Annotated in this window: 10 protein-coding genes and 1 riboswitch; of the genes, 2 read left to right on the top strand and 8 right to left on the bottom strand. The window is 62.9% G+C overall.

The window, feature by feature from the left end; genetic code table 11:
• Positions 1-163: 163 nt before the first annotated feature.
• From HGO40_RS25940 to metH, 4 genes are all read right to left on the bottom strand, one after another.
• Complete coding sequence (locus HGO40_RS25940) at positions 164-658, bottom strand: DUF934 domain-containing protein (protein ID WP_250965360.1); 495 nt, start codon at positions 656-658, stop codon at positions 164-166.
• Positions 642-2300, bottom strand: coding sequence for a nitrite/sulfite reductase (locus HGO40_RS25935; protein ID WP_250965359.1), 1659 nt, complete (start codon positions 2298-2300; stop codon positions 642-644). The genes HGO40_RS25940 and HGO40_RS25935 overlap by 17 nt, the downstream gene beginning before the upstream one ends.
• Before the next feature lie 540 nt (positions 2301-2840).
• Positions 2841-3059, bottom strand: a complete 219-nt coding sequence (locus HGO40_RS25930) for a DUF2970 domain-containing protein (protein WP_250965358.1) — start codon at positions 3057-3059, stop codon at positions 2841-2843.
• 129 nt (positions 3060-3188) lie between these two features.
• The gene (gene metH / locus HGO40_RS25925) at positions 3189-6899 is read right to left on the bottom strand and encodes a methionine synthase (protein ID WP_250965357.1); all 3711 of its coding nucleotides are present in this window, start codon (positions 6897-6899) and stop codon (positions 3189-3191) included.
• 154 nt (positions 6900-7053) lie between these two features.
• On the opposite strand from metH, the gene HGO40_RS25920 reads away from it, so the two are divergent.
• Positions 7054-9342: a fatty acid cis/trans isomerase gene (locus tag HGO40_RS25920; protein ID WP_250965356.1), complete on the top strand. Its 2289-nt coding sequence runs from the start codon at positions 7054-7056 to the stop codon at positions 9340-9342.
• A gap of 115 nt (positions 9343-9457) precedes the next feature.
• Entirely contained in the window at positions 9458-10042 is a 585-nt protein-coding gene (gene nfuA, locus HGO40_RS25915) for a Fe-S biogenesis protein NfuA (RefSeq protein ID WP_250965355.1), read from the top strand.
• 319 nt (positions 10043-10361) lie between these two features.
• On the opposite strand, the gene cobM is transcribed toward nfuA, so the two are convergent.
• The 4 genes from cobM to HGO40_RS25895 form a co-directional block, all read right to left on the bottom strand.
• A complete protein-coding gene (gene cobM / locus HGO40_RS25910) occupies positions 10362-11108 on the bottom strand; it encodes a precorrin-4 C(11)-methyltransferase (RefSeq protein WP_250965354.1) in 747 nt (248 codons plus the stop codon).
• 78 nt (positions 11109-11186) lie between these two features.
• Positions 11187-11594, bottom strand: a complete 408-nt coding sequence (locus HGO40_RS25905) for a cobalamin biosynthesis protein (RefSeq protein WP_250965353.1) — start codon at positions 11592-11594, stop codon at positions 11187-11189.
• A complete protein-coding gene (locus tag HGO40_RS25900; RefSeq protein WP_250965352.1) occupies positions 11591-12286 on the bottom strand; it encodes a CbtA family protein in 696 nt (231 codons plus the stop codon). Before HGO40_RS25900 ends, HGO40_RS25905 begins: the two co-directional genes overlap by 4 nt.
• Before the next feature lie 11 nt (positions 12287-12297).
• Positions 12298-12486 (bottom strand): CbtB domain-containing protein, encoded by a 189-nt coding sequence (locus HGO40_RS25895; RefSeq protein WP_053121497.1) that lies wholly within the window; start codon positions 12484-12486, stop codon positions 12298-12300.
• Between the two features lie 101 nt (positions 12487-12587).
• Positions 12588-12811: riboswitch (cobalamin riboswitch) on the bottom strand.
• Between the last annotated feature and the right edge of the window lie 159 nt (positions 12812-12970).

Genomic DNA, 12970 nt, shown 5'->3' with positions numbered 1-12970 from the left:
CCCCCCCGGCCGCTCGCGCGCCTCGCCGGGGGTCGCCGGGCCCCCCGGCCCCCCCCCCCCCCCCGCTCCCACAATGGTTCGGGGGGCCTGGGCATCGATCATCCATCAACAAAAAAGCCCTGAACCGGCACACCCGGATCAGGGCTTTTTTGTGTATCAGGTTTCAGCGCCGACGGAACAGCGGCAGCGGCTCGTCAGTGGCGGCCTGGTAGGTCACCGAGAAGTCCTTGAGGCTTTCGAGGGCTTCATAGGGGTCTTTGTCGGCGCGCAAGGCGAAGGCGTCGAAACCGCAACGGCGCATGTAGAACAACTGGTCGCGCAGTACGTCGCCAATGGCTCGCAATTCACCCTTGAAACCATAGCGGTCACGCAGCAGGCGTGCGTTGGAGTAGCTGCGCCCGTCGGTGAAGGCCGGGAAGTTCAGGGCGATGACCTGCAACTGGTTGGCATCATCACCGATTTCCTCAACTTCCTCGTCGGCGTCCAGCCACACACCCAGGCCGCCGTCGCGGGCCTTGAGGGCGTGGGCATGATCGCGCCACAGGGCCAGGGGCACGATCAGGTCGTCACAGTTGGAGATGCCATCGAAACTCGCGTCCTTGGGCAGCAGGTGCCAGGTTTCGTCGATGACCTCGTTGTTCTTAATGATTCGCTGCATAGACGCGTTCCTTGAAGAGGTCGATGCCAATACGTTGGTAAGTGTCGATGAAGCGCTCGTCCGGGGTACGTTGTTCGATGTACACGTCGATCAGCTTCTCGATCACGTCAGGCATGTCGTCCTGGGCAAACGACGGGCCGAGGATCTTGCCCAGGCTGGCGTCGCGGCTACCGCTGCCGCCCAGGGAGACCTGGTAGAACTCTTCGCCTTTCTTGTCCACGCCCAGGATGCCGATGTGGCCCACGTGGTGGTGACCACAGGCGGTCATGCAACCGGAAATGTTCAGGTCCAGCTCGCCGATGTCGAACAGGTAGTCCAGGTCGTCGAAACGGCGCTGGATCGATTCGGCGATAGGGATCGACTTGGCGTTGGCCAGGGAGCAGAAATCGCCGCCCGGGCAGCAGATCATGTCGGTCAGCAGGCCGATGTTCGGCGTGGCGAAACCTTGCTCACGCAGCTCGCCCCACAAGGTGAACAACTGGCTCTGTTCAACGTCTGCCAGGATGATGTTCTGCTCGTGGGACGTGCGCAGTTGGCCGAAGCTGTAGCGCTCGGCCAGGTCGGCGACGGCGTCCAGTTGCTTGTCGGTGATGTCGCCCGGTGCGACGCCGGTCGGTTTCAGGGACAAGGTCACCGCGACATAACCCGGCTTCTTGTGGGCCAGGGTGTTGCGGGTGCGCCAGCGGGCGAAACCCGGGTGTTCCTTGTCGAGGGCAGCCAGTTCGGCGTCCTGATTGGCCAGCGCCTTGTACTGCGGGTCGACGAAGTGCTTGGCGACGCGATGCACTTCGGCTTCGGTCAGGGTGGTCTGGCCGCCACGCAGGTGAGCCATCTCGGCTTCGACCTTCTCGGCGAACACTTCCGGCGTCAGGGCCTTGACCAGGATCTTGATCCGCGCCTTGTACTTGTTGTCGCGACGGCCATAGCGGTTGTACACCCGCAGGATGGCGTCGAGGTAGCTCAGCAGGTCCTGCCACGGCAGGAACTCGTTGATGAACGCGCCGACCACCGGGGTACGCCCCAGGCCGCCGCCCACCAGCACACGGAAGCCCAGCTCGCCGGCGGCGTTGTAGACCGTCTCCAGGCCGATGTCATGGACTTCGATGGCCGCACGGTCCGAGGTCGAGCCGTTGATTGCGATCTTGAACTTGCGCGGCAGGTAGGCGAATTCCGGGTGGAACGTCGTCCACTGGCGAACGATTTCGCACCACGGCCGCGGGTCGATCAACTCGTCGGCCGCGACACCGGCGAACTGGTCGGTGGTGACGTTGCGCAGGCAGTTGCCGCTGGTCTGGATCGCGTGCATCTGCACGGTGGCCAGTTCGGCCAGGATCTCAGGCACGTCTTCCAGGGCCGGCCAGTTGTACTGGACGTTCTGCCGGGTACTGATGTGTGCATAGCCCTTGTCATAGTCGCGGGCAATCTGCGCCAGCTTGCGCACCTGGCGCGAGGTCAACTGGCCATAAGGCACGGCCACGCGCAGCATCGGGGCGAAGCGCTGGATATACAGGCCATTCTGCAGGCGCAGAGGGCGGAATTCTTCTTCGCTCAGCTCGCCTGCCAGATAGCGTCGGGTCTGATCACGGAACTGCTTGACGCGGTCCTCGATGATTCGCTGATCGTACTCGTCATATACGTACATATAAGTCTCGGTCTCAGGCTTGGGCCGATCAGAAACAGCTGCATGTTGGCTCGCTGGAATCGGGTTCTGCCTCGGCAATTCTGCGCGCACGGCCGCGCACTCCTAGAGGAGCCGGTGCAAGATACCTGTTTTGAGTTATGCGCAAAAGTGATGTTTGAGTATATGTAAAGAACCAAATCGACTAATGAGACTGATTATTGTCTAACCCACATTTGTCGTACGGGCAATCATCGTCTTAACTGTGGTCGAGTCCCTATGCAATCACCTACAAAACCGACAAGAGGCGATGCAATGAGCAATCCGACCAAAGCAAGGAAAAGCGACAGTACTGTTGATGCCTGGGCCATTTTGTTCCTGATTATCCTGGTGGTGGGTACCGCAGTGTTCTGGGTCAGTCACCAATAATTTGTCGTCAACGCCGTAGCCAATGTGGGAGCGAGCTTGCTCGCGATAGCGGTGTATCAGTCGCATCATGCCTGACTGAACAATCGCTATCGCGAGCAAGCTCGCTCCCACAGGATTTTGTGTGGCGTTGAAGAGCTACAACCCCGCCAGATGCACCACCAGCTTGACGATGCCAAACAACGTCAAGGCGAAGATCGCCGTGAAAGCGATCCCCAATATCACGAAGTGACTCGGTTTGCCGTGGGTGAAATCCCGGGCGCGGTTCTTGCCGCTCTGCACGCCGAAAGCGGCGGCCAGCACGCTGTGCATCATCTGCAACAGCGTTGGCGGCTTGTTGTCGACTGGATCGTCCATAAATCCCTCGTCTGCCATGGGTTTGGAACAAGCATAGACAAAAGATCGCAGCCTGCGGCAGCACCTACAGGAATCCACACACCCTGTAGGAGCTGCCGCAGGCTGCGATCTTTGTGAAGCGAAGGGGTCCTAGTTGTCGTAACCCAGATTCGGCGCCAACCAACGTTCAGTCACGCTCAAATCCTGGCCCTTGCGCGCCGTATAGCTCTGCACCTGGTCCTTATCGATCTTGCCCACGGCAAAGTACTGCGCCTGGGGATGGGCGAAGTACCAGCCGCTGACCGCCGCCGCCGGGAACATGGCGTAGTGTTCGGTGAGGAACACGCCGCTGCGCCCGGCTTTCATTTCACTGGCCTCGGGATCGAGCAGGCGGAACAGCGTGGCCTTCTCGGTGTGATCCGGGCAGGCCGGGTAGCCGGGGGCAGGGCGGATGCCGGTGTATTGCTCCTTGATCAGCGCCTCGTTGTCCAGGCTTTCGTCCTTGGCGTAACCCCAGTGTTCCTTGCGCACCTGCTGGTGCAGCCATTCGGCGCAGGCTTCGGCCAAACGGTCGGCCAGGGCCTTGACCATGATCGAGTTGTAGTCGTCGCCGGCTTCTTGATAAGCCTTGGCGACTTCTTCGGCGCCGATGCCGGCGGTGGTGATGAAGCCGCCGACGTAATCGGTGACGCCGCTGTCCTTCGGCGCGACGAAGTCGGCCAGGGAGAAGTTCGGCTTGCCGTCGGTCTTGATGATCTGCTGGCGCAGGTGATGCAGGCGCGCCAGTGGCTTGCCGTCGTCGCCATAGACTTCCAGGTCATCGTCGTGCACCTGGTTGGCGGGCCAGAAGCCGAACACGGCGCGGGCGCTGATGAGTTTCTCGTCGATCAGCTTGCGCAGCATCGCCCGGGCATCGGCGTACAACGCCGTGGCCGCTTCGCCGACCACTTCGTCGGTGAGGATGCGTGGGTACTTGCCGGCCAGGTCCCAGGAGATGAAGAACGGTGTCCAGTCGATGTATTCGGCCAAGACGTTCAGGTCGATATTGTCCAGCACCTTGGCACCGGTGAAGGTCGGCTTGACCGGCTGGTAGCTGCTCCAGTCGAACTGCGGCTTCTTCGCCACGGCCGCCGGGTAGCTCAGGCGTTCGGTGCGGGCGCTGCGGTTCGAGGTGCGCTCGCGCACGTCGATGTAGTCCTGGCGGGTTTTCTCGACGAACGCCGGCTTGAGTTCCTTGGACAGCAACTGGGTCGCCACGCCCACGGCGCGGGAAGCGTCGGTGACATAGCTCACCGCATCGTTGCTGTACTTGGGCTCGATCTTCACCGCCGTGTGAGCCTTGGAGGTCGTAGCACCGCCAATCATCACCGGCAGATGGAAATCCTGGCGCTGCATCTCCCGCGCCACGTGCACCATCTCATCCAGGGACGGGGTGATCAGGCCGGACAGGCCGATGATGTCGCACTTCTGTTCCTTGGCCACCTGCAGGATCTTTTCCGCCGGCACCATCACGCCCAGGTCGACGATGTCATAGCCGTTGCACCCCAACACGACGCCGACGATGTTCTTGCCGATGTCGTGGACGTCGCCCTTGACCGTCGCCATGAGGATCTTGCCCTTCGCCTCTGGCTTGTCGCCTTTTTCCGCCTCGATGAACGGGATCAGGTGCGCCACGGCCTGCTTCATGACACGGGCAGACTTGACCACTTGGGGCAGGAACATTTTGCCAGCGCCAAACAGGTCGCCGACGATGTTCATGCCGGCCATCAGCGGGCCTTCGATGACCTCGATCGGCCGGGCGAACGACAGTCGCGATTCCTCGGTGTCTTCAACGATGTGGGTGGTTATGCCCTTGACCAGCGCGTGCTCCAGGCGCTTGTTCACTTCCCAGCCGCGCCATTCTTCGGTTTCCGCTTCCTTGACGCTGCCGTCACCCTTGTACTTGTCGGCGATGGCGAGCAGGGCGTCGGTGCCCTCGGGTGTACGGTTGAGGATCACGTCTTCCACGGCGTCGCGCAGCTCCACCGGGATCTGGTCGTAGATCTCCAGTTGGCCGGCGTTGACGATGCCCATGGTCAGGCCCGCACGGATCGCATACAGCAAGAATACCGAGTGAATCGCCTCGCGCACCGGGTTGTTGCCGCGGAACGAGAACGACACGTTGGACACGCCGCCGGAGGTCAGTGCGTAGGGCAGTTCGTCGCGGATGTAGGCGCAGGCGTTGATGAAGTCCACGGCATAGTTGTTGTGCTCTTCGATACCGGGGGCAACGGCGAAGATGTTCGGGTCGAAGATGATGTCTTCCGGAGGGAAGCCGACTTCATTGACCAGGATGTCGTAGGAGCGCTTGCAGATTTCCTTCTTGCGCGCCTCGGTGTCGGCCTGGCCGGCTTCGTCGAAGGCCATCACCACCACCGCGGCGCCGTAGCGCTTGCACAGCTTGGCGTGGTGGATGAACTGCTCGACGCCTTCCTTCATGCTGATGGAATTGACGATGCCCTTGCCCTGGATGCACTTGAGGCCCGCTTCGATCACTTCCCACTTGGAGGAGTCGATCATGAGCGGCACCCGGGAAATGTCCGGTTCGCCGGCAATCAGATTGAGGAAGGTCACCATGGCCTTCTTCGAATCGAGCATGCCCTCGTCCATGTTGATGGCGATCACCTGGGCGCCGGCCTCGACCTGTTGCAGGGCCACTTCCAGTGCTACGGTGTAGTTGTCCTCGCGGATCAGCCGGGCGAACTTGGCGGAGCCGGTGATGTTGGTCCGCTCGCCGACGTTGACGAACAGCGAGCTGCGGTCGATGGTGAACGGCTCCAGGCCCGACAGGCGGCAGGCCCGGGGAATCTCCGGAATCTGTCGCGGCGCATAGCCGGCCACGGCCTTGGCGATGGCTTCGATGTGCGCCGGGGTGGTGCCGCAGCAGCCGCCGACGATGTTCAGGAAACCGCTCTGGGCAAACTCCTCGATGACCTTGGCCGTCTCGGCCGGCAGTTCGTCGTATTCCCCGAATTCGTTGGGCAGGCCTGCGTTGGGGTGGGCCGATACGTGGGTGCTGGCCTTGTTCGACAGCTCCTCCAGGTACGGGCGCAGTTCGCTGGCGCCGAGGGCGCAGTTCAGGCCGACGGAAATGGGCTTGGCGTGGGCCACCGAGTTCCAGAAGGCTTCGGTGGTCTGGCCGGAGAGGGTGCGGCCGGAGGCGTCGGTGATGGTGCCGGAGATCATGATCGGCAGTTCGACGCCCAGTTCTTCGTAGACCCCTTGCACGGCAAAGATCGCCGCCTTGGCGTTCAGCGTGTCGAAGATCGTCTCGATGAGGATCAGGTCGGCGCCGCCTTCGATCAGGCCCTTGGTGGCCTCGGTGTAGTTTTCCACCAGTTCATCGAAGGTCACGTTGCGGTAGCCAGGGTTGTTCACGTCCGGCGACAGCGAGCAGGTGCGGCTGGTCGGGCCGAGCACGCCGGCGACGAAGCGCGGCTTGTCCGGGGTTTCCAGGGTCTTGGCGTCGGCCACCTTACGGGCCAGGCGCGCGCCTTCCAGGTTCAGCTCGTAGGCCAGGCCCTGCATGCCGTAGTCGGCCTGGGACACCTGGGTGGCGTTGAAGGTGTTGGTTTCGAGGATGTCGGCGCCGGCATCCAGGTAGGCTTTTTCAATGGCGCCGATCACGTCGGGGCGGCTGAGCACGAGCAAATCGTTGTTGCCCTTGACGTCGCTCGGCCAGTCGGCAAAACGCTTGCCGCGGTAGTCCTGTTCTTCCAGCTTGTAGCTCTGGATCATCGTGCCCATGCCGCCGTCGAGGATCAGGATGCGTTCCTTGAGGGCTTGCTGGAGAAGATAAAGGCGAGCGCTGCGATCAGACATAGGACTACCTGGAAAAAAGACCATTACGAAGGCCGGGATGATAGCAAACCTGTGCAGGATTTGATCATGACGGCTTTTGCATGAATATCGCTCATGTTTGCAAGGCGATGCTGGCCCGGTAGAATCGCCGGATTATCTCTTAGGGACCCGAGACATGCCGTACCGCGTCTTATTCGGCAGTCTGCTGCTGTTGTCTTTTACCGCAGCCGCCGGGAATCCCGCTTCCGCGATCTCCTACACTCGTGATATCCAGCCGATCTTCACGGAAAAATGCGTGGCCTGCCATGCCTGCTACGACTCCGCCTGCCAGTTGAACCTGGGCAGCGGCGAGGGCGCGGCGCGGGGGGCGAGCAAGCTGTCGGTGTATGACGGCGAGCGGCGCCAGGCGGCCGACCCGACCCGCTTGTTCTATGACGCCTCCGGCCCGCGCGCCTGGCAACGCAAGGGTTTCTATTCAGTGCTCGACGCCCAGGGCAGCCAGGCTGCGTTGATGGCGCGCATGCTGGAGTTGGGCCATCGCACGCCGTTGCAGCCTAACGCCAAGCTGCCGGAAGAGATCATCCTGGGCCTCAACCGCGACAACAGTTGCGCGATGCCGGGTCAATTCGACGAATACGCCGGTGCCCATCCCAAGGAAGGCATGCCCCTGGCCGTCACCGGCCTGACTGACCAGCAATACCAGACCCTGCAGCGCTGGTTGGCCGCAGGCGCGCCCATCGATCAGCAGGCCCTGGCCCCAAGCGCCGCCGAAGCCTTGCAAGTGGTGCAATGGGAAAACCTGCTCAATGCCCCGGGCGCCCGGGAAAGCCTGGGGGGCCGCTGGTTGTTCGAACACTGGCTCCTGGCGCACATCTATTTCAAGGGCGGCGAGCCGGGGCATTTCTTCCAGTGGGTGCGTTCGCGCACGCCCACGGGCCAGCCGATCGACCTGATCAACACCCGCCGTCCCAACGACGACCCTGGTACCCGCATTTATTACCGGCTCTGGCCGGTACAGGGGGTGATCGTGCACAAGACCCACATCACCTACGGCTTGAGCGCGGCGAAAATGGCGCGCATCAAGAGCCTGTTCTACAGCGGCAACTGGCAGGTCAGCGCGCTGCCGGGTTATGGGCCGGAGCGCCGGGCCAATCCGTTTTCCACCTTCGAAGCGATCCCGGCCCAGGCCCGCTACCAGTTCATGCTCGATAACGCCGAGTACTTCGTGCGCACGTTCATTCGCGGGCCGGTGTGCCGTGGCCAGATCGCCACGGATGTGATCCGCGACAATTTCTGGGCGCTGTTCCAGGCCCCCGAGCACGACCTGTACATCACCGACCCGAACTATCGCGGCCAGGCCACGCCGCTATTGGCGATGCCGGGGCAGAACGATGACGTGGGCAGTGTCGTCAGCCTGTGGCTCGACTATCGGGACAAACGTAACGAATACGAAGCCTTGCGCCGCGACAACTATGCCGAGCTGCCGGCACCGAGCTGGTCGACGCTGTGGGCCGGCAACGACAACGCGCTGCTGAGCATTTTCCGGCATTTCGACAGTGCTTCGGTCACCAAGGGGCTGATCGGCGAGGTACCGCAGACAATGTGGCTGTTCGACTTCCCGTTGCTGGAGCGTACCTACTATCAGCTGGCGGTGAATTTCGACGTGTTCGGCAACGTGTCCCACCAGGCCCAGACCCGGTTGTATTTCGACTTGATCCGCAATGGCGCGGAACAGAACTTCCTGCGCCTGATGCCCGCTGACTCCCGCGAAGAGTACTTGGACGACTGGTACCAGGACGGTGGCAAAGTCAAGATGTGGCTCGATTACGAGGCCATCGACAATGACAAGCCGACGGCCCTCAAGCTTGACGAGCACGACCCCAAGCGCGATTTCGCCCAGCAATTGCTAGCCCGCTATGGCGAGCTGAACGCGCGCCCCGATCCGCTCAACCGCTGCGACGGGGCCTACTGCTCGCGCCCGAACATCGACCCGACGCTGCAAAACGCCGAGCAGGCCCTCAGTCGGCTGGTGTCGCGCCCGGCGGCGGGGCTCAAGGTGATCGACCAACTGCCGGAAGCGACGATGCTGCGCGTCGAAACCGTTGGCGGTCGGCGTGAGGTCTACAGCCTGCTGCGCAACCGCGCCCACAGCAACGTGGCGTTCCTGCTGGGGGAGGAACGGCGCTACCAACCGGGGCTGGACACGCTGACGGTCTACCCGGGCGTGCTCAGCAGCTATCCGAACTTCCTGTTCAACATTCCGGCCGGGCAAGTGCCGGCGTTCGTCGAAGCCATGCAAGGCGTCCAAGACGCGCCGGCGTTCGAGCGGATTGTCGAGCGCTGGGGGATTCGCCGCAGCCACCCGCACTTCTGGTACTACTTCCATGACCTGAGCCAGTCCATCCAGGAGACGGAGCCCGTGGAAAGCGGTGTGCTGGACATGAATCGCTACCAGAACCTCTGATCGACAGGTCCGGTGGCAAACCCCGTGCCGCCGGATGCTTTCCTGACAAAAATACTAGGACTTTGTCCGGCGCGATGATTGGCGTAAACTGCCGGCAAGCCTGCGAGGAGTTTCCATGACCGCCATAACCATTACCGATGCCGCCCACGATTACCTGGCCGACCTGCTGTCCAAGCAGAACACCCCGGGTATCGGGATCCGCAGCTTCATCACCCAGCCCGGCACCCAGTACGCAGAGACGTGCATCGCCTACTGCAAGCCGGGGGAAGAAAAACCCGAAGACACCGCGATGGGGCTCAAGAGCTTCACCGCGTACATCGACTCGTTCAGCGAAGCTTTCCTGGACGATGCGGTCGTCGACTACGCCACCGACCGCATGGGCGGCCAGCTGACCATCAAGGCGCCGAACGCCAAGGTGCCGATGGTCAATGCCGACAGCCCGGTCAACGAGCGCATCAATTACTACCTGCAAACCGAAATCAACCCGGGGCTGGCCAGCCACGGCGGCCAGGTGTCGCTGATCGACGTGGTGGAAGACGGCATCGCCGTGCTCCAGTTCGGCGGCGGCTGCCAGGGCTGCGGCCAGGCTGACGTGACCTTGAAGGAAGGCATCGAGCGCACCTTGCTCGAGCGCATTCCGGAGCTCAAGGGCGTACGCGACGTGACCGACCATACGCAGAAAGAAAACGCCTACTACTGATAGGTGTTCGCTGCGCGCAAAACGCTGTGGCGAGGGAGCTTGCTCCCGCTCGATTGCGAAGCAATCGCCAGGCAATCGATGCATTCTCGTGATGATGCAGGGGTTGCCAGGGGACCGCTTCGCGGTCCAGCGGGAGCAAGCTCCCTCGCCACAAAAGCTTCGGTGATCGGCGCGTAACCTGTGGGTGTTCGGCGAACCCTGTGGGAGCGAGCTTGCTCGCGAAGGCATTGGTACATTCAACACCACTGCTGGCTGACCCTCCGCTATCGCGAGCAAGCTCGCTCCCACAGGGAATCTGGGTTAGCTCTTGCTGAGGGAGTCAGGGCCGGTACAGATGCGCATGCCCGGCGCGGTACAGCGAAGACTCGCTGAACACATCGTTGCCCAACACCCGTCCCACCAGAATCAGCGCCGTGCGGCGAAAGCCCTTGGCTTGTACCTTTGTCGCGATATCGTCCAACGTCCCCATCACCCAATCCTGATCTGGCCAGGTCGCCCGGTGGATCACCGCGATCGGGCAATCGGCGCCGTAGTGGGGCCGCAGTTCGTCGACGATTTTTTCCAGATGATTGACCCCCAGGTGAATCGCCATGGTTGCCCCGTGCTGGGCCAGGCTGCCCAGTTCCTCCCCGGCGGGCATCGGGGACTTGTCGGCGTAACGGGTGAGGATCAGGCTCTGGGAGATGTCCGGCAAGGTCAATTCGGCGCCCAGCAGGGCGGCGCAGGCTGAGGTCGCGGTTACTCCCGGGATGATTTCGAACGGGATGCCCAGTTCCCGCAAGCAGCGAATCTGCTCGCCGATGGCGCCGTACAAGCTCGGATCGCCGGAGTGTACCCGGGCCACGTCCTGGCCCTTGAGATGGGCGCTCTTGATCAATTCGATGATTTGTTCCAGATGCAGCTCGGCGCTGTTGATCACCTGTTCGGCACAATGGCCTTCGAGGACGGCGGTCGGCACCAGCGAGCCGGCGTAGATGATCACCGCACACTGGCGGATCAGTCGTTGGCCTTTGACCGTGATGAGGTCCGGGTCGCCGGGGCCGGCGCCGATGAAGTACACGGTCATTGACCGGCTCCTGAGAAAGGTGGGTGAGCGTCGCCCAGATGAATATCGCTCATGATCCTGGACGCCGATTATCGGGTTTTACCCCACGACCGCCAATGCCAACGTGCATTGGGGGCCTTTCTGTCGGGGAATCTGCAGTGTTGACGACGTCGTGGTGCCCAACTGGTCGGCCAAGGCCAGGGCAGCGCTTTCGGCGATACCGTGGCAACCGGTTCGCTCGAAAGCGATCTCGGAACGGTGACTGAGCCGCGGCTCGTAGTCGGCCAGTTGTTCGGCACTGAAGCAGGTCAGCGGCAAGCCCAATTGCCCGGCCAGTTCCAACAACCCGGGCTCGTCACGCTTGAGGTCGATACTGGCCAGGGCCCGCACCTGGTGAAGCTCGATGCCGTGGGCCATCAATGTCTGTTCGAGCAAGGCCCGCAGTGTGCTGGCCGGGCAACCGCGCTGGCAGCCCAGGCCGATCACCAGGATCGGCGCGGCGTTCATGCGTCGTGGTGGGCCTGGTCGCCACGGCGAAACAGCCAGGCGCTGATCAGGCCCAGGGCCAGCCAGAACGCGACGTTGGTCACCTGCGAGGCGATCTTGAACTGGCTCTCAAGCGCTTCGGGCGCCAGCATCGAGTGGACTTCCGGTTGCGGTGCGCCGATGACGTGGGGCACCAGCAACGTCGCCGCGCCCAGTATCTTGAGCAGCCAATGCTGGCCGAAGGCGATCAAGGCAATGCCCACCGCCGTGGACGCCGCGGTGCCAATCCACCACATTTGCCGCTGGGCCAGGTCGGCCGCCGCGGTGCCGGGCAGCTCCGGGGGCAGGCCGAGGGTCGGTGCCAGGACGAAGGTGGCATAACCGGCCAAGCCCCAGAGCAGGCCTTGGGAGGTGCGAGTCGGTGCGCGCAAGGTGTACAGGCCCGCCAGCATCAGGGCAAAACCCACGGCGACCACCAGGTTACCGCCGGTGGTGGACAGTACCCGCTGCCAACCGTCTTCCGGCTCCCAGGCGTCGGCGTCATGGGTATGGGGGGCCCCGTCGGCGTGTTCGTGAACCTCGGTCGTCGGAGCCTTCTCGAAGGTTTCCGCCTGGAGAATCAGCGGCGATACCCAGAAACTCTGCAACAGGGTCAACAGCAGGGCGGCCAGCAAACCGCTGAAACCGGCGGTCTGGGCGATACGCTTGATCATGTCGTCGGTTCTCAATGGCAGGGGAAGGCGGCGCTGTGGCGGGTATCGTGGGCGGCGTTGTGTACCGCTTCGATGTGGGAGAAACCGGCGAAATAGACCAACCCCGCCCCCAGGATCGAAGCCAGGATCGCGGCGCTCAGGCGTTGGCTCAGGGTGGTGGTGCTGCTGGCGGAGCGGGCGGTGCTGCTGATGGTCGACATGGCGCTTCCCTCTGTTTTTGTTCCGTGGGGGATGCGAGCGCGATGAGACCCCGGGCGAAAACCCGCCAAGGTTCGAACAGCGCCCGCCCACCGCGGGTTTGTTGATGCTTGAGTCATGGGCCGGTCTCCGGGCTCACGAGGGGCTGGGCTTGTGCCTGGCCTGCAAGCGTCACCCTTCCCATGTCCGTGGACACAGTGGTTCAGACGCTTCGCTCGCTTACCGTTGCGGGGGCAGCACCGGACTGACGTGGCTTTGGAGTAAAGCACACGATTCACCGGTTTCCCGTTTCACCCTGTGAAGGGCACCCGTAACTAGGCGCACAGGAGAGCATGGGCAGGGGGAGGGCGTCAATGCACAAGGGCCGCGGCGAGCGGGTTGTTGTGGCGGGGGGGGCGGTAGGCCCGCCGGGCGCGCCCGGCCGCCCCGCGGGGGTTGGGGGGGGGGGCCGCGCGCGGCGGGGCGGCGGCCGACGCGCCGGGCGGG

It is taken from the genome of Pseudomonas sp. CG7 (assembly GCF_023701885.1).
GTDB lineage: Bacteria > Pseudomonadota > Gammaproteobacteria > Pseudomonadales > Pseudomonadaceae > Aquipseudomonas > Aquipseudomonas zanjanensis.
The sequence above is the reverse complement of the archived record's forward strand: the minus strand, read 5'-3'. Positions and strand labels throughout refer to the sequence as shown.